17 protein-coding genes are annotated in these 18,077 nt (G+C 27.7%); 2 read left to right on the forward strand and 15 right to left on the reverse strand.

Going from position 1 to position 18,077, the window contains the following annotated elements:
• Positions 1–3: 3 nt before the first annotated feature.
• The 8 genes from glmM to cdaA all read right to left on the reverse strand — a co-directional run bounded on the left by glmM (position 4) and on the right by cdaA (position 8,705).
• Complete coding sequence (gene glmM / locus Q4E08_RS09135; RefSeq protein WP_303130379.1) at positions 4–1,350, reverse strand: phosphoglucosamine mutase; 1,347 nt, start codon at positions 1,348–1,350, stop codon at positions 4–6.
• Positions 1,351–1,423: 73 nt separating this feature from the next.
• The gene (locus tag Q4E08_RS09140) at positions 1,424–1,738 is read right to left on the reverse strand and encodes a YerC/YecD family TrpR-related protein (RefSeq protein WP_303130381.1); all 315 of its coding nucleotides are present in this window, start codon (positions 1,736–1,738) and stop codon (positions 1,424–1,426) included.
• Positions 1,739–1,827: 89 nt separating this feature from the next.
• Positions 1,828–2,655 carry an AIM24 family protein gene (locus Q4E08_RS09145; protein ID WP_303130382.1) on the reverse strand — a complete coding sequence of 276 codons (828 nt, stop codon included), beginning with the start codon at positions 2,653–2,655 and terminating at the stop codon, positions 1,828–1,830.
• Between the two features lie 121 nt (positions 2,656–2,776).
• On the reverse strand, positions 2,777–3,844 hold the full coding sequence (gene buk, locus Q4E08_RS09150; protein ID WP_303130384.1) for a butyrate kinase: 1,068 nt from the start codon (positions 3,842–3,844) through the stop codon (positions 2,777–2,779).
• A 23-nt stretch (positions 3,845–3,867) separates the two neighbouring features.
• A complete protein-coding gene (gene ptb / locus Q4E08_RS09155) occupies positions 3,868–4,776 on the reverse strand; it encodes a phosphate butyryltransferase (RefSeq protein WP_303130385.1) in 909 nt (302 codons plus the stop codon).
• Positions 4,777–4,966: 190 nt separating this feature from the next.
• Positions 4,967–6,565, reverse strand: a complete 1,599-nt coding sequence (locus tag Q4E08_RS09160) for an NAD(P)/FAD-dependent oxidoreductase (protein ID WP_303130387.1) — start codon at positions 6,563–6,565, stop codon at positions 4,967–4,969.
• A gap of 11 nt (positions 6,566–6,576) precedes the next feature.
• Positions 6,577–7,881, reverse strand: a complete 1,305-nt coding sequence (locus Q4E08_RS09165) for a YbbR-like domain-containing protein (RefSeq protein ID WP_303130388.1) — start codon at positions 7,879–7,881, stop codon at positions 6,577–6,579.
• Complete coding sequence (gene cdaA, locus Q4E08_RS09170; protein WP_303130390.1) at positions 7,851–8,705, reverse strand: diadenylate cyclase CdaA; 855 nt, start codon at positions 8,703–8,705, stop codon at positions 7,851–7,853. Before cdaA ends, Q4E08_RS09165 begins: the two co-directional genes overlap by 31 nt.
• A gap of 166 nt (positions 8,706–8,871) precedes the next feature.
• Here cdaA and Q4E08_RS09175 point away from each other — a divergent pair, with 166 nt between their 5' ends.
• Positions 8,872–9,876, forward strand: coding sequence for a hypothetical protein (locus Q4E08_RS09175; protein ID WP_303130393.1), 1,005 nt, complete (start codon positions 8,872–8,874; stop codon positions 9,874–9,876).
• 62 nt (positions 9,877–9,938) lie between these two features.
• A complete protein-coding gene (locus Q4E08_RS09180) occupies positions 9,939–10,562 on the forward strand; it encodes a cell wall hydrolase (RefSeq protein WP_303130395.1) in 624 nt (207 codons plus the stop codon).
• 28 nt (positions 10,563–10,590) lie between these two features.
• On the opposite strand, the gene Q4E08_RS09185 is transcribed toward Q4E08_RS09180, so the two are convergent.
• From Q4E08_RS09185 to Q4E08_RS09215, 7 genes are all read right to left on the reverse strand, one after another.
• On the reverse strand, positions 10,591–12,048 hold the full coding sequence (locus Q4E08_RS09185; RefSeq protein WP_303130396.1) for an NADP-dependent glyceraldehyde-3-phosphate dehydrogenase: 1,458 nt from the start codon (positions 12,046–12,048) through the stop codon (positions 10,591–10,593).
• A gap of 246 nt (positions 12,049–12,294) precedes the next feature.
• A complete protein-coding gene (locus Q4E08_RS09190) occupies positions 12,295–13,842 on the reverse strand; it encodes a nitrite/sulfite reductase (protein WP_303130399.1) in 1,548 nt (515 codons plus the stop codon).
• Between the two features lie 489 nt (positions 13,843–14,331).
• Positions 14,332–15,537, reverse strand: a complete 1,206-nt coding sequence (gene iadA, locus Q4E08_RS09195; protein WP_303130401.1) for a beta-aspartyl-peptidase — start codon at positions 15,535–15,537, stop codon at positions 14,332–14,334.
• 114 nt (positions 15,538–15,651) lie between these two features.
• On the reverse strand, positions 15,652–16,290 hold the full coding sequence (locus tag Q4E08_RS09200; RefSeq protein WP_303130404.1) for a heme oxygenase (biliverdin-producing): 639 nt from the start codon (positions 16,288–16,290) through the stop codon (positions 15,652–15,654).
• 249 nt (positions 16,291–16,539) lie between these two features.
• The gene (locus Q4E08_RS09205; protein ID WP_303130405.1) at positions 16,540–17,070 is read right to left on the reverse strand and encodes a chromate transporter; all 531 of its coding nucleotides are present in this window, start codon (positions 17,068–17,070) and stop codon (positions 16,540–16,542) included.
• 1 nt (position 17,071) lies between these two features.
• On the reverse strand, positions 17,072–17,608 hold the full coding sequence (locus tag Q4E08_RS09210) for a chromate transporter (RefSeq protein WP_303130407.1): 537 nt from the start codon (positions 17,606–17,608) through the stop codon (positions 17,072–17,074).
• Positions 17,609–17,756: 148 nt separating this feature from the next.
• The coding region (locus tag Q4E08_RS09215) for a putative PEP-binding protein (protein WP_303130408.1) at positions 17,757–18,077 on the reverse strand (321 nt) is incomplete at its 5' end.

Raw genomic sequence — 18,077 nt, forward strand, 5'->3', positions numbered from 1 at the left:
AATTTATTTACACTTATCTAATATCATATCAGCTAAGTTATGAGCTAGCTTATCTATTTCTTCTTGATCTTCACCTTCTAGCATAACTCTAACTAATGGTTCTGTTCCTGAAGGTCTTATTAAAACTCTTCCTCTTCCATCCATTAATTTTTCCATTCTTTCTATTTCAGCTATTATTTCAGCATCCTTTAAGTAAATATCTTTTTTATCATTAGGTACTGTTGCATTTACTAAAACTTGAGGAAGCTCTCTCATAATTGAACATAACTCACTTAAAGTTTTATTGCTTCTCTTTAATATTGATGCAACTTGTAATGCAGTAACTAATCCATCTCCTGTTGTATTACATTCTAAGAATATAATATGACCTGATTGCTCTCCACCAATTACGTATCCCTTATCTAGCATTTCTTCTAATACGTATCTATCTCCAACTTTAGTTTTTACAGTTTTTATTCCTAATTCTTTACAAGCAATATCTAGTCCTAAATTACTCATAACCGTAACTACTAAAGTGTCTTCTTTAAGTCTTCCTATTTCCTTTAAATATTTAGCACATAAAGTTAATATAAAATCTCCATTAACTAAATTTCCCTTTTCATCAACAGCTAAACATCTATCTGCATCTCCATCAAATGCGAATCCAACATCACAACCCTTTTTAACCACATATTCCATAAGTTCTTCTGGATGAGTTGATCCACAATTTTCATTTATATTTGTTCCATCTGGATTATCATTTATAACATAAACTTCTGCTCCTAAATCTCTAAAAGCTTGCACAGCTGCTTTATATGCCGCTCCATTTGCACAATCTAATGCTATTTTTAATCCTGAAAGATTTACTGCTGTTGTACTTTTTGCAAACTCAATATAATCTTCTAAAGCTGAAACTTCTACTCTTTCCCTTCCAAGTGCTGTTCCTACTGGACTTGGTACTCCTTCAAAACCTGATTCTATTACTCTTTGTATTTCATCTTCAAGTTCATCAGAAAGCTTGTAACCTTTGTTGTTAAAGAATTTTATACCATTATATTCTACTGGGTTATGTGAAGCTGATATCATAACTCCAGCATCTGCTCCATACTCTCTAGTTAAGTGTGCAACTGCTGGTGTTGGTATAACTCCAAGCACAACTGCTTCTGCTCCAACAGATAATATACCAGCAACTAATGCAGCCTCTAACATATCTCCTGATATTCTAGTATCTTTTGCAACTAATATTTTTGGTTTATGAGCGCCTTCTGTTAATACATAAGCTCCAGCTCTTCCTAAATTATATGCAAGTTCAGCAGTAAGTTCTGTATTTGCTACTCCTCTTACTCCATCAGTTCCAAACATTCTACTCATAAAAATTTACCTCTTTCTGTTCTTTTAAGTTAACTATTTTTAACTTTTCTACTACTATATTATATTTGTTTCATTATTTATTGACAACTTTTTCATTATTAATTCTATCTAAAATAATTTTATATCCGTCACTTCCATAATTTAAACATCTATTTACTCTACTTATAGTAGCAGTACTAGCTCCTGTTTCTTCTGCAATTTCTGTATAAGTTTTCTTTTCTTTCAATAACTTAGCTACCCATATTCTTTGAGATAAGCTTTTTAATTCAGTAATTGTTGCTATATCTTCAAAAAACTTATAACATTCATCCTTATTTTCTAATTTTAATATACATTCAAAAAGTAACTCTATATCATCACCTTTTATCTTTGAATTTAGTGTACTCATAATTTCTCCTCCGTACTTTATAAATATACCCTATATTATATCATCTTTAATTTAATAATTCACAACTTTATTACACAAAAGAATTTACATTATTTATCATAAAAATCTTCTCTTTTAAAATTATCTTTTTTATTTATCTCTCTAATTTTATCATAAACTATTTTAGTTGGAACTAACCATACCTCACCAGTTCCCCTATAAACATTTAAAAATCCTTCTCCACTTGCTGCACTTCCTATCATTGAAGTTGCAGACTTTTCTACTGAAAACTTTATATTTCCACTTCTTAAAATTGCAAAACTACCATCAATTTTTAAAGTATCATTATTTAATCTACAAACAAAAACTTCATTTTCTGGTACAGGAAGTTCTAATGCAACAATTCCACTTCCATAAACTTTTGTTTGAAATAAACCTTCTTCTCCAAAAAGTACAGCAGAAAATGTTTTTTGACCAGTTGCTTCTAAATAAACCTCTTCTTCACTTGCCAAAAACATTCCATCATTTATTATTATCTCATCATCTTGAAGTTCTATAAGTGCATAATGTTTAAAAGATGGCTCTAAAAAAATTTCTCCACTACCTTCATATGTAGGCTTGAACATTTCCTCCCCTGTCAATTTGCTTGATATAAATTTTTTTGATATACCAATTAAACCTCCAGTTTTATTTATTATATTTATGTCACCTTTCATGTAACTTAAAGCTCCACTTTCTACTTTAACACGACTTTCATTTAATATTATTCTTATTTGTTTTAATTTAATTCCACTTTTTTTCATAATATTTAAATCAAAAGCCGTATCTACATCAACAGCACCATTTAACTCATCATATTCTAAAACTTGAAACCTAGAATCATTTGTCATCTGAGCTATCATAGTTAATTGATTTTCAAAATTTAAGCTTGTCCTCATAATAACCTCCAATAATTAGGTATTATGTATCTAAAAAAGAGATACATCTACATTATAGACATATCTCTTTTTTTTATTCAACGGATTAATAAATTAATATCTATTCTCAAAACTAAATTAATTAATAAACTTTAGCTTCTTCTTCACCATTTAATACTCTTATAGCACCTTGTGCTAAAGCTAATAATTCATCTTCTCCTGGATATGCTTTAACTTCTGAAATCCAATCTACTCTCTTGCTTATATCTCTTACAACTTCTTCTGAGTAAGCTATACCACCAGTTAAAATTATCTTATCTACTTTTCCTTCTAATACTGTTGCCATTGCCCCTACTTCTTTTGCTACTTGATATATAAATGCATCGTATATTAATTTAGATTCCTTATCCCCTTTAAAAGCTGCATCTCTAACATCTCTAAAATCATTTGTATCAAGGTAAGCTACACATCCACCTTTACCTACTAACTTAGTATAAACTTCTTTTTCACTGTATTTTCCACTAAAACACATTTTTATAAGATCACCTGATGGAACTCCACCTGCTCTTTCTGGTGAAAATGGACCATCTCCATCTAATGCATTATTTACATCAACAACTCTACCATGTTTATGAGCTCCAACGGATACTCCTCCACCCATGTGTACAACTATTAAATTTAAATTTTCATATCCTTTTCCACTTTCTTTTCCAAATCTTTTAGCTACTGCTTTTTGATTTAATGCATGAAATTTACTTTTTCTTGGTAGTTCTGGTACACCTGAAATTCTTGCTACATCATCTAATTCATCTACAACAACAGGATCAACTATAAAAGCTGGTATATTTAATTCTCCGGCAATTTCCTTTGATAATATTCCACCTAGATTTGAAGCATGTGGTCCTTGAACTCCAATTTTTAAATCCTCTGCTAATTGATCTGTTACTTTATAAGTACCACCTGGAATTGGTTTAAGCATTCCACCTCTACCAACTACGGCATTTAATGTATTTATATCAAAGTTCTTTTCTTTTAATACATTTAATATAACTTCTTTTCTAAAATCTAACTGATCAAATATTGTAGCATATTTTGCTATTTCATCTGATGAATGTCTCAAAGTCTCTTCTAATACTTCTCTTTCATCTTCATAAACTCCAATTTTAGTTGAAGTTGACCCTGGATTTATAATTAATAATTTATATGACATCTATTACTACCTCCCAATAAATTCTACTTTAATGATTCAGCAACTAATGCTGCTAATGCTATTGAATTAACTTTTGTTTCAAATGAATCTGCTCTTGAAGTTAATATAACTGGTGCTGATGTTCCAACTAATAGTCCACCATTTTTTGATTTTGAAGTATAAGTTAAACATTTGTACATAACATTAGCTGTTTCTATATTTGGAAGCATTATTATATCTGCTTTTCCTGCAACTGGTCCTGATATTCCTTTATGATGTGCCGCTTCTTCTGATAATGCATTATCAAGTGCTAAAGGTCCATCAACTATACAACCCTTTATTTGTCCTCTATCATTCATTTTTGATAATAATGAAGCATCTAAAGTTGCTGGCATATCTGGATTTACTACTTCAACTGCACAAATTGGTGCTACCTTTGGCATTTGTAATCCACAAGCATGAGCTACTGAAACTGCATTATCTATTATTTGTTTTTTCGCTTTTAAATCTGGGTACGTATTAAAAGCTGCATCTGTTAGATATATTAATCTATCTATTCCTTCTATTTCAAATACTGCAACATGTGACATAAGTCTTCCAGTTCTTAATCCAACTTCCTTATTTAACACGCTTCTTAAAAATGTTGCAGTGTCTACTAATCCCTTCATGACCATATCTGCTTTTCCGCTTGATACAAGTTGTACTGCAAATAAAGCTGCTTTTTTATTATCTTTTTCATGTACTATTTCATATCCTGATAAATCCATTCCTATTTTATCAGCAATTTTTTTTATTTCATGTTTATCTCCAACTAATATTGCATCTGCTATACCTTTATCTTTTGCTGATTTTACAGCCTCTAATACTGGTTCATCTTGTGCTACAGCTACAGCTACCTTTTTAGGTTCAACTTCTTTAACCTTTGATAATAAATCTTCAAAATTCTTACTCATTTACCGCACCTCTTACCTTTTATATTTTAAAATCATTGATTTAGTGTACTTTTAATAATACTTCTGGTATTTTTTGTTGTTAATTTTGTAACAAATTATATTTATATTGTATCAGATAATTACTTTAAAACTTAAATTGTCAGAAAATTTATTTCAAAAAAAGTAGCTCAAAAAGCTACTTTTTTTCATTTTATTTTACACAATATTCTTCCATTATTCTTTCTGCAACTTTTATACCATCAACAGCAGCAGATACTATTCCTCCAGCAAAACCAGCTCCTTCTCCTGTAGGATATAAACCATTAACAGTTACACTTTCAAGCATTTCATTTCTTGGCATTCTAACTGGTGCAGATGTTCTTGTTTCAATTGCAGTTAATACAGCATCATCCATATCATATCCCTTTATTCTTTTGCCAAATACTTTTATTCCTTCTTTAATTGTATCTACTACATATGAAGGTAAACATTCCCTCAAATCTTTAAATACATATCCCGGTTTATAACTTGGAACAACACTACCAAGTTTTGTTGATATGTTATCATTTAAAAAGTCCCCAACTAATTGTATAGGTGCATTATAGTTTTCACCACCTACCTTAAATGCAAGATTTTCATAATATCTTTGAAATTCCATTCCAGCAAGCGGATGATTTCCTTTAAAATCTTCAGGACCAACAGTTACAACTAATGCTGAGTTTGCATTATCTAAATCTCTAGCATGATAACTCATTCCATTTGAAACTAACCTACCTTCTTCTGATGCTGCGCCAACAACTACTCCTCCTGGACACATACAAAAAGAATAAACTCCCCTATTTTGAACTTCACTTTGATATGCTAATCTATATTCTGCAGCTTTTAATTTTGGATGATTTGCGTATTCTCCATATTGACTTTCATTTATAACTTCTTGAGGATGCTCTATCCTAACGCCTATAGCAAAAGCTTTTTGTTCCATTTTAACTCCACTTTCATAAAGCATTTCATAAGTATCTCTTGAACTATGTCCTATAGCTAAAACTAAACATTCACATTTAACTTCTTTTCCATTTACTATTATACTTTTAAGCTTTCCATCCTCTATATTTATATTTTCTAATTTTGAATTAAAATAAACTTCTCCACCTAATGATTTTATTTCTTCTCTTATATTTTTAACAACTGTTTTTAATATATCAGTTCCAACATGTGGTTTTGCTACATAGGTAATTTCTTCTGGAGCTCCATTTTTTACAAGTTCCTCTAATACAAATGAACATCTTTTATCTTTTATTCTAGTTGTAAGCTTTCCATCAGAAAATGCTCCTGCTCCCCCTTCACCGAATTGAACATTTGAGTTTAAGTTTAATTTTCTATTCTTCCAAAACTCTTCAACAGTTTTTGTTCTACTATCAACATCTTCTCCTCTTTCAAAAATTATTGGATTATATCCATGCTTTGCAAGAGTTAAAGCTGCATATAAACCTGCTGGACCTAATCCTATAACAACAGGCCTTGAAGTTAATCTTTTATCTCCATATATAAAAGTTTCTTCTTTTATCTCTTCTTCAAGCTTTACACTATTACTTTTAATTTTATTAACTATCTTCTTTTCATTATTGCACTTTATATCAATACAATAACTAAATTTTATATTATCTTTTTTTCTAGCATCTAAGCTTTCCTTTATTATTTTTAATTCTTTTATTTCACTTTCTTTTATTTTTAACTTTTTAGCTACTTTATTTTTTAATAATGATTTATCTTCATCTATACTTAAAGTAACCCCATTAACTCTTATTGCCATACCATTTTCTCCTAAGTTGTTTTCTTATTATTATCTTGTTTATTTTCATTATTATCAGTTGAAGTTGCTTTATCCTTATCTTTTAAAGAGAATTTTACTTTTCCAACATTTGATATTTTAGCATCAATATTTTTATTTAACTTTACATTTGGTTCTCCTTCAAAAGTACCACTTTGGTTATAAGAACCTAAATCCAATGTAGCAGAAAAATCTCCACTTGTTAAATTATCTAAATCAGTCTGTTTTCCATTTACAGTAATGCTAATTGTTTCAGTTTTATTATTAATCTCTAACTTGTCATTTAAACCTGTATATGTAATTGGAATATCGAAATTTTTTGTTGTATTTTTTTCAGTTTCATCTTTTTTATTTTCTTCTTTTAAAACTTCTATTTTTACATTTACATATCCATCTCCAGTTGCTAATTTAACTCCTTCTGGCAAAATTATTTTAACTTTTTTATCAGTTGTTTCTGTTATGCCAGACAAATCTATTGGCTCAGTTTTTAATGATTTTAATTGAGATATAACATTTGTATCTCCAACTACCTGTACCGCAGTTATATCTGGTGTTATCTTAGATATTTTATATCCATCTGGTAATTGTCCTGTAGTACTTGTCTCTATATCTATTGATTTACCATTATTAACAGAAACACTAATTTTACCAATAGTCTTACTTAATGTAACATCTTTTACTACTTCCCCATTTGAGTCTAATGCTTCAAGTGGAAATTGTTTTGTTATATTTCCACTTACATTTTTTAATTGCCCTACTAACGCAACTCTATCTATTTTATTAACAGAACTTTCAGGACCTGAAACTTGTACTTTTTCAGATGTAAAACTTTCATTTTTTTTATAAACATTATTTGAATAAGTTATATTTACATTTGATACTGTATCAAATTCCTTTTTAATTAATTTTTCTAATTTTACAGCAACTATAAGATTACTATCATTTTGTATATTTACTTGACTTGGAGAATTAACAACTTGAACAGGTATATTATTAATACCTGTTTTTAATGCATATTCTCCCATATCTGCAACTAACGAAAATTCCTCTTTAGTAACTGAATAAATATATTTAGAATCTCCTTCTATTTTAATATCTACAGTAAATTCTTGACCTGGTGATATAGCTAAATTAAACTGATTTAAAGATTGTGTATTAACAAGTCTAACAGGAACACCCTTTAATGTATAAGTTCTTATAGAACTTTGAACATTAGTTACATAAAGCCATAGACCAAATGATAGTAAAACACATACTAATTTTACTATTATTTTTTGTCTTTTATCCTTTTTATCCATGTTTTCACCCTCTCACCAGCTGATTTTACTTTTCTATTTTCATTATTTTTCATCATAGTTAACAATGTTGTTTTTAATTTTTCTTTATCATAGTTTCTTGTTAATCTTCCACTCATTGCAAGAGAAATTGTTCCAGTTTCTTCTGATACTATTATTACTAATGCATCTGAATTTTCTGAAAGGCCTATTCCAGCTCTATGTCTAGTACCTAGCTTCTTATTTATAGAATTATTACTTGTAAGAGGTAAAACACACCCTGAAGCATAAATTCTATCTTGCCTAATAATTGTTGCTCCATCATGAAGTGGTGTATTAACAACAAATATATTTTCTAAAAGTGCAGAACTTACAACAGCATCTACTATAGTTCCTGAGGCTAAAACCTCTCCAAGACCTGTTCCTTGTTCTATTGCAATTAATGCACCTGTTTTTGTTTCAGCTAAGTCTTGTACTGCCGTTACGATTTCATCTATTACTTTTTCTCTTTCTTGAACATCTCTAATATTATGTGTTTCATCAAATGCACTTCTTCCTAAATGTTCAAGAGCACGCCTTATTTCAGGCTGGAATATAATAACAACTGAAAGAACTCCTATAGTTAAAGTTTTATTTAATATAAAATATAACATATCTAATCTTAGAATATAGCTTATTGGAATTAATGCAACTATTAAAATTATTCCTTTTAATAACTGCTCAGCTCTAGTTTCCTTTATTAACATATATCCTTTGTAGAAAATATATGAAACAACTAATATATCAACTATAGACCAAATTGATATATGTCTTATTGAATTCATTGCTCCAATAAAAAAATCTTGCATCAGTTTCACCCCTTTTTTTCTTATGTCTTTTATAAATTATACACCAAATACACAAAGCTTAATATAACAAGTCTTTTACTTTTTTCTATTTTTAATAATAATTTAAAACCTTATCTAATATAATTTAAAGATTACTTTATTTAGATTATGAAAAGGAGGCACTTAAGTGGAAAATAATAAAAAATTAAATTTAGAAAAAATACTAAAATACATTAAAAACAAAAAAAAACTTATAATCATTTTTTTAATAATTATGTTAACTCCATTTTTACTGCTTATTATAACCAAAATAACTCCTTCTAGTAGAAGCATGACAAAACTTAATAAAATTTCAAAAGAAATTTCATCAATAAATGATACTTTCAAAGATTCTATAGAAGCAGAAAGTATAAACACAGACTCTGCAAAAAATTCACTTTCTTTAGCAATAGTTAATTTAAATAATATTAAAATACCTCTTGAAACAATGAATGTACCAGAGGATGTAAATCTAGCTAAAGAACAACTACTTAATACATTAAATTTAAACATATCATTATGCGAACAAAGTCTTTCTATATTCATGAATCCAGCAAACCCAAAATTAAATGATAAAATAACCCAGTATAAAACATCATTAGATGATTTTAAAGATAATAACTCAAAGTTATCAAACTTTAGAATAAAAAAAGTAATTTCAGAAGATTCTATTGAATTCTTTAATAAATCAATATCTTATTTTAATACTATGATTAAAATTAACATAATGAAAGATATTAACAAAGAAAAAATATCAGATTATATTTTAGGCGTAGATAAAATATCAAATAAATTTATTGAAATAAAAGAAGATTTAAAGCCAGCATTAGAAGACATAAAGAAGAATAATAGAAGTTTATATGTTTTAATAGAAGATTTAGAGAATAAAAATTTAATTTTTACGAATATTAAAAATGATTTATATTCATTAAGCATTCCCGAAGATGCTATTAAAATAAATGAATTATTAAAAGACACAATTAAATGTTATGAAAATTATTCCTACTCATTAAAGGATATATTATATAAAGATCTTAAAGCAAATAATGAATTACCATTATCACATTATGATGACTGTTTTTCTAATTATAATAAATTTATAAGTTCTTTAGATAACTTCAATAAAAACCTAGATTTATTTAAAAGAAATTAAGAATAAAATCTCTTTTTTCAGGTAATACTATTATTCGACTAGCTTGTAAAAGGAGGTTATTTATGAAAAAGTTTATAAGTCTTATATTATTTTCCTTAATGATGATATCTTCCATAGAAGCACACGCTTCTGTAATTAATTTATTTGATTATATATCATTACAAGATGAAAAATTAGACTTAATCGCAAGCAAGACTAATATTGATACTTCTAAAGATTTAAAAAATAAAACTACAAGCAATAATACAACTACTAATGATAGTAAAAAAATTTCAAACAATAATATAGAAGTCTTCAACCACAATGGTAATCAATTAATAATATCTAAAGCAGATATTGATTTAATGGCTAAGCTTGTTTATTGCGAAAGTCGTGGAGAACCATTTGAAGGGAAAGTAGCAGTAGCGTCTGTTGTATTAAATAGAGTTATGCACCCTCAATTTCCAAATACAATAAATGGCGTAATATTTCAAAAAAATGCTTTTTCATGTGTTGTAAATGGAAAATTAGAAGCTAATCCTACTAATGCGTGCTATGATGCAGTTTATGAAGCTATAAGAGGTAAAGATCCGACTAATGAAGCTTTATTCTTTTATAATCCTTCAATAGCTACTTGTTCTTGGATGAAGGAAACATCAAAAAAGGATACTAAAAGAATTGGTAATCATACATTTTTTAAAAAATAAAAAGAGGTTCCTAATTAGGAACCTCTTTTTATTTTAAGTTTATTACTGTAGCTTTAGGTCTAGACATAGCCTCAATTGAATATTGAACACCTTGTGTTCCCATACCTGATGATTTTACTCCTAAGAATGGAAAATGGTCTGGACCTCTTTCTGTTTTATTATTTACTTGAACTGTACCAACTTCTAATCTATTTGCAACATAAAAAGCTTTATTTATATCATTTGTAAATACAGATGATTGAAGACCATATTCTGATTCATTTGCAATTTTTATTGCTTCATCTGCACTTTTTACTCTAATTATAGGAAGAACAGGACCAAAAGGTTCTTCCCAAGCAATCCTCATATCAGTTGTAACATTATCAAATAATGTTGGCATTATAATATTTCCTTTTCTCTCTCCACCTAATAAAAGTTTAGCACCTTTATTTTTAGCATCTTCTATTAAACCTTCTACAAAATCACATGATTTTGAATTAATTAAAGGTCCTACAGTAAAATCTCCTTCTAAAGGATTACCAACTGTAACAGAATCTATTTTATGTAATATTTCTTCTACTAATTTATCTGCTATAGTATCTAATACCAATACTCTTTTAACTGCTGTACATCTTTGGCCTGAGTAAGAAAAAGCACCAGAAACTATATTCTTAGCAGCTAAAGTTAAATCTGCATCTTCTAATACTATTGCAGCATCTTTTCCACCAAGTTCCATTAAAAGTGGTTTCATTTCAGTAATTCTTGATATTCTTTTACCTACTTCACTACTTCCAGTAAAGTTTACAAAATCAATATCTTTATGTGTTACTACATAATCTCCTATTTCACTACCTTTACCTGTTATTGTATTTAATACTCCACTAGGTATTCCTGCTTCATTAAATGCTTTAGCAAGATAAAGTCCACAAATGCTTCCCTGAGTTGCAGGCTTAAATACAACGGTATTTCCTGCCATTAAAGCTGGTGCAATCTTTGATGCAGCTAAATTAACTGGATAATTAAATGGTGATATTGCAAGAACTACTCCTAAAGGTTCTCTAGTAACTATTGAGATTTTATCATTTTTAAATCCTGGGAATGAATCTCCTGGAATTGATTCACCTTTTATATTTTCAGCAGTATCAGCGGTAAACCTTATTAAGTCTGCAGTTCTTTTTATTTCTGACATACAACTTCTTCTATCTTTGCCTATTTCAATAACCATAACATCTGCCATTTCTTCTATTCTTTCTTCTAAAAGATCAGCAACATTATGAAGTAATTTTGATTTTTCATTTGTAGGTACATCTCTCCAGCTTAACTGAGTTTCCTTTGCTACATTTATTGCTTCATCAACAGCTTCCTTACTCATAGCTTCAACAAAACCTACTGTTTCTCCATTTATTGGAGACTTTATTTCTATTATATTATCATTATTTTTAATTTCCCATTTTCCTTTTAAAAGATTTGAATAAATCTTTTTGCCATCTATATTTTGAAAAAACATATTCCACCTCCATCAATAAAATATTTCTATTAATATTTATTATTAATTATAAATTATTTTTAATTAATTTTCTAGTTAATTCTTATTAATTAAGTAAGAATTAAAAGATTTTTAATAATTCTATATTATTATTTGACTTTATAAAGAAATTTATATGATATAATCTAAAATTTCATCTTCCAAATTTAAACAATTAAACTTAAATAAAATAAAAGGGCAAACATTATATGCTTACCCTCTTATTAATTAAACCAAATATTTTTTAGCTATATTATTAAATTTTTCAGTATTGTCACAGTACCATGATTCAAAGTTTAAATTAGCTTTTTCAAGTTCTAAGTATAAATCATATATGAAGTTTGGAATTTCTTCTTCTAACATATCTCCATAATATTCTCCTAATCTTGCACTTCCTACTTCAAAGCTACCATTAACATGTAACTCAAAGCAATTTTTTGGTGCATCATTAACTCTCTTTGTTTTTCCTGCAAATCCTATACTTCCTATTTCATGAACTCCACATGAATTTTGACAACCTGAAATATTAACTAAAGGAAGTAAATCTTTATCAATCTTTTCATTTGATAACTTATCTAATATGCTTTTTAATAAACCTTGACTATTTCTTAACCCCATTTGACATATTGGCACACCTATGCATGATACAGATTGCATTATTTTTAGCTCTCCACCTTTTCCTTTAGTAAGCTCTAATAATAATTCTGCTTCTTTTCCATTAAGATTTCTTATAAAAATTCCTTCTTTTAATGAAAGTCTAAAATCTACATAATCAATATCTTTTGTTGCATCTATTATAGATTTTAAATCTTGCATTTTTAATATTCCACCAATCGGATGAAAATACACACTATAAAGACCATCTTGCTTTTGTTCTATAAGTCTATTATCCTTAATTTCTGTTTTTATTCCTTTCTTAATTATTTCTGTTTCTTTTACATGTATTTTTAAATCTTGTGACTTAACTTCTTCTAAATGTTTCTTATAACACTTAATGAATTCTTCATTTCCCATTCTATCTGCAATATATCTTATACGAGCTTTATTTTTATTTTCATAATCTCCTTCAGCTATAAATAGATTTTTCATAGCTTCAAAATGATATAAAACATCTTCTGCTTTTATAAGCTCATCATATTCTATTGAAAGTCTTGGATTTCTTCCAAGTCCACCTGCTAAATAAACTTTAAATAACTTTTCACCATCTTTGTTTATTGCTAAAAATCCTAAATCTGTTGAAGTTACATGAGGTGCATCTTCAATATTTGTTGCCATAGCAACTTTTATTTTTCTTGGTAATTTATATGTATAAACTTTTTGCATTATATGCCTATTTAATTCTTCTGCATAAGGAGTAACATCAAATGCTTCATTTTTTTCTACTCCTGAAAGAGGTGATATAGCAACGTTTCTTGGGAAGTTTCCACCTGAACCTCTTGTATATATTCCATACTCTAAAGCTTCTTCCATTATGTCACATACATCATCTATCCCTAATCCATGTAATTGTATTGCTTGCCTTGTTGTTGGATGAACCCATTCTAAATTATATCTATTAGCCCATTCATATATTTTGCACAAGTCCTCTTTAGATATTCTTCCTGAAGGAGTTTTTAATCTTATCATAAACTCCTTTCCACCTCTATGTGCATATACACCTAATCCTCCAGATATTCCTTTAAACTGCGCTACATTAAGTTCTTTATTTAAAAACTTATGTCCATTTTCTCTAAATTGAATGATTTCTTCTCTTAATATCTCATTTAATCTATTCACTCTAATTCACCTCTAATAATTTTTTAATTATAACTTTATAATTAATTTTACTCCCTTTATTTGGACATGTAAAAAAGTTATTCTTTATTGTTATTATAAGTAATAACCTATAACCACATAATCCTACATTGTTTATTATAAATAACTTAATTATTTTTATTACATATTTACTTAGGTGAATAATATTAATTAGTTATCAACATATTAGTAAAATATATCCACATAAAACCTAATCAATTCACACTATAAAGTAAATATATGTGGACAAATTTACTCAAAAAAAGTGTAAGTACCTACTTCAGAAAATCAAATAACATATAAGCCGTATACTTACACTAAAAACCTTATAAATTTTACTTAAAAATTGAATCTTAATTTGAAAAATATGCTTTAAATAAAATTAATATTTCTAATAAGAATATTATCCAAAGCTAATTTAATTTATTTATTCTAATATCAATCCTCAACATTAATTTAATTATATTGATTTTACTTTTTTATATAGAAAGATTTTTCTATAGCTTCCTCAAATGTTCCACGTAAAATAGGCTCTCCACTATTAACCATTAACCTTCCCATAGCAATAACTTTATCTATTGATAAGTCATCCTTATTAACAATAACCAAATCTGCATCCTTAAACTTTTCTATTCTTCCTTTATTATTTAATTTAAGTGCATCAGCCACATTTGATGTTATAACTTTAATTGCATCTTCTATTTTTACATTACCCTTATTAATAATCTTTTTAACTTCATCATAAAGACTATCTACACTACAAATACCTAAACCTTCTAATTCTCCTGATTCATTAAAAACAGGCATACTTCCATTTCCATCTGAGGTAAATGTTATTTGATTTATTTTAACTTTATTATTTAATAAATATTCCAAAGCATCTGAAGCTATTAATTCTCCTTCTTCTAAATGCTTTGGGTCTGAGCTTGTTGTGATATCTATATATCCCCCTTTCTTTGTCCATTCAATTCCAGCATTTAATAGTTCTTTTGTCCTACTCATATGAGTTGGTATAACTTGAGTAGACGGAATTTCAGACTCTTCTAACATTCTAAATAAGAAATCCAACTTTCTTGCTCCTCCACCTAAATGAGCATTAACAACTCCTGCTTTTCCAGACAAAAGACCACCAACTCTCGCCTGTGCTACTAAATTTACAAACTCATCAAATCTTGGTTGAGAACTTCTATTATCAGATAATGCAATTTCTCCAACACCTATTACTTCATTAATAAGCATTAAATCACCTTTAATACTATCTGTCATTGTTTTTACTGGAACTTCATAAGAACCTGTATAACATGTTGCAGTAATACCTTCTTCATTAAGTGACTTAACCTTAGCTAGTAATTCTCTCATATTTCTACACACACCATCTGTTCCAATGCATCCATTAACCGTTGTTATTCCTGCTCTTGTTAAATTACTAAGTTGAATTTCTGGTGTTCTTGTTTTAAATCCTCCTTCACCACCGCCACCAATTAAATGTACATGTGCATCTATAAATCCTGGAAATAAGTACTTATTTTCTCCATCATAAACATCAATATTAATAAAATCTTTTGGAATTGAAATATTATTATATATTCCTTCTATTTTATCATTAACTATTACAACATCCTTTTTTCCTAAACTTTCTGGACTATAAATCTCTATATTTTTTATAATCTTAATCATATAAATATCACTCCTAATAAAATATATCTTTAGTTTTTCCCATTTATAACTTATTTAAAATACAAAAAGAGATAATCTAAGTTAGATTATCTCTTTAAATTTATTAAATATATTTTATTGTTTTGAGAATACCAATTCATTTGAGATAGCTATGTTATAAACATATGAATTAGCCACTTCATCTATAAATTTCTCTTTTAAACTATCATTTAAATTAATATTATTTAATTTATTATGATAATTCATAATAAATACTCTCATACTATCTCCATCTTCTAATGATTTATATTTATAATAATTTAAGCCTTCTTCTTCGATTTTATATGTTTCTTTTAACATAGCATATATAGTTCTTCCACCAAAAAGATCCGCTAAATATCTAGTATAAGCATGTGCAACTAAAAGTTCTGGATTTTCTCTTCCAAGTTCATTAATTCTTTCAATATAAGCCTTTGTTGATGCAAGAATATTCATTGATTTTAATTTTTCTCCTAATAAAAATCTCAAATCCTTATATATTTCTTCTGAACGATATACTTCTTTAATTGCAAATTCCTTAACAACTTCATTAGTTGAATACTTTTCTAAATTAAATTCTATAGTTTTATATATTTCATAAAGATTAAATAAGTATTCTGAATAACTTTCTCTTGTTACTTTACCATCAAGTAAATCCTTTAAAAATCCTGTTTTCTCAGCAACATCATGTAATACATCACTATTTTTTTTAATATCTTTCATAAAAGAATTCATAAAAAACAACCTCCTAACGTTTAACTAAAATAATTTATATTTAAATTCCGCCTTAATGTCTATCCCTAATATGGATAAATAATATTACTTTAATTTAAAATATTCAATCTCATTATTTTATTAAATTTTTTTAAAATTAACCTTTACAGATGTTTTTTATTGAATTATATATATATATCTTAATAATACTCAATAATGATTGTTAATTAATAACTTATTAACCTTATGTTAATCATAGTGATTATCTGTTTAAAAGTTAGAATATATTATAATTCCAAATATTGCTGAAAGTATTATAGATATTATTGGATGTACTTTCTTAGAAAATAGTAATATACCAATTATTATAGTTATAATAATTGATTTTATATCTACATAAGCATCTTTTGCTAAATCAAAAAAAGCTTGTATTATTAAAGCTATAAGTACAGGTCTCATTGCAAGTAATGCACCTTTTAAAACTTTTGATTTTTTAAACTTTTCCATTGCCTTTGATGCAATAGATACTAATATAAAAGACATTGTAACAACACCTAAAGTTGCTGCTAAGCTTCCTAAAATACCTGAAACCTTAAATCCAACAAAAGTAGCAGAATTTATTGCTATCGGACCTGGCGTCATTTGAGAGATTCCTATTATATCCATAAATTGATTTATATCTATCCATTTATAATTGTATATTATTTCTCTTTGAATAAAAGGTATCATAGCATAACCGCCGCCAAAACTTACAGCACCTATTTTTAAAAATACTAAATATAGTTTTAATATTAAGTTCAAGCTATTCAACCTTCTTTCTTAAAAATATAGCTCCATATATAGCGGAAGTTACTATTACTATTATTGGATTAATGTTAAATACTATTAATGCAATTAATGCTAATAATAATATAATTATGTTTCTTAAATTTCTATTTATACCTTTAGCTAAGCTAAACACTCCCGTTAAAACCAAAATTGGAACTGCAGAAGATATCCCCTTAAAAGCAAGATTAACATAGTAATTATGTCTAAACTGCATAAATAATGTTGCAATAAAAAGTATTATTAAAAAGGATGGTAATGCAACTCCAATAAGAGCAACAACAGCGCCAATAAAACCTGCTATATTATATCCGATAAAAATAGAGCAATTTACAGCCATTGCACCTGGAAAACTCTGAGATACAACTAAAATGTCCATAAATTCCTCTTTAGATACCCAACTCTGTTTTTTAACTACTTCTTCTTCAATTATAGGAATCATTGCATATCCTCCACCAAAAGTAAATGCTCCTATTTTGAAAAAAGTAATAAACATCTTAAAAACTTTATCCACAAAGTCACCTCCAATAACTATTAAATATACACATATTTTATCACAACTTATTATAATACTTTTAAATTATAATAAGCGTGAACAAAAGTTCACGCTTAAATACTGGGTAATTATCTTATTTAAATTGTGTTATTTATAGAAAAATATATTATTCTTGATCTAAAATAATCTTCTTAGCAGTTAATATTGATGATGCACTCATTGAGAATTCATCTAATCCATATTCTACTAATGTTGGTATAGCAGCTTCATCTCCTGCCATTTCTCCGCACATTCCAACCCATTTACCATGCTTGTGTGCTCCATCTATAGTCATCTTTATTAATCTAAGTACAGCTGGATGCATTGGGTTGTAAAGGTATGATACCTTTTCACTCATTCTATCTGCAGCTAATGTGTATTGAATTAAGTCGTTTGTTCCTATTGAGAAGAAATCAACTTCTTTAGCTAATTCATCAGCCATAACAGC

This window comes from Clostridium sp. (assembly GCF_030532265.1).
In the GTDB taxonomy this organism is placed as follows: Bacteria; Bacillota; Clostridia; order Clostridiales; family Clostridiaceae; genus Clostridium.

Coding starts and splice junctions, on each gene's coding strand:
- glmM (WP_303130379.1), bottom strand. CDS start 1,350: ATGAGTAGAATGTTTGGAACTGATGGAGTAAGAGGAGTAGCAAATACA.
- Q4E08_RS09140 (WP_303130381.1), bottom strand. CDS start 1,738: ATGAGTACACTAAATTCAAAGATAAAAGGTGATGATATAGAGTTACTT.
- Q4E08_RS09145 (WP_303130382.1), bottom strand. CDS start 2,655: ATGAGGACAAGCTTAAATTTTGAAAATCAATTAACTATGATAGCTCAG.
- buk (WP_303130384.1), bottom strand. CDS start 3,844: ATGTCATATAAATTATTAATTATAAATCCAGGGTCAACTTCAACTAAA.
- ptb (WP_303130385.1), bottom strand. CDS start 4,776: ATGAGTAAGAATTTTGAAGATTTATTATCAAAGGTTAAAGAAGTTGAA.
- Q4E08_RS09160 (WP_303130387.1), bottom strand. CDS start 6,565: ATGGCAATAAGAGTTAATGGGGTTACTTTAAGTATAGATGAAGATAAA.
- Q4E08_RS09165 (WP_303130388.1), bottom strand. CDS start 7,881: ATGGATAAAAAGGATAAAAGACAAAAAATAATAGTAAAATTAGTATGT.
- cdaA (WP_303130390.1), bottom strand. CDS start 8,705: ATGCAAGATTTTTTTATTGGAGCAATGAATTCAATAAGACATATATCA.
- Q4E08_RS09180 (WP_303130395.1), top strand. CDS start 9,939: ATGAAAAAGTTTATAAGTCTTATATTATTTTCCTTAATGATGATATCT.
- Q4E08_RS09185 (WP_303130396.1), bottom strand. CDS start 12,048: ATGTTTTTTCAAAATATAGATGGCAAAAAGATTTATTCAAATCTTTTA.
- iadA (WP_303130401.1), bottom strand. CDS start 15,537: ATGATTAAGATTATAAAAAATATAGAGATTTATAGTCCAGAAAGTTTA.
- Q4E08_RS09200 (WP_303130404.1), bottom strand. CDS start 16,290: ATGAATTCTTTTATGAAAGATATTAAAAAAAATAGTGATGTATTACAT.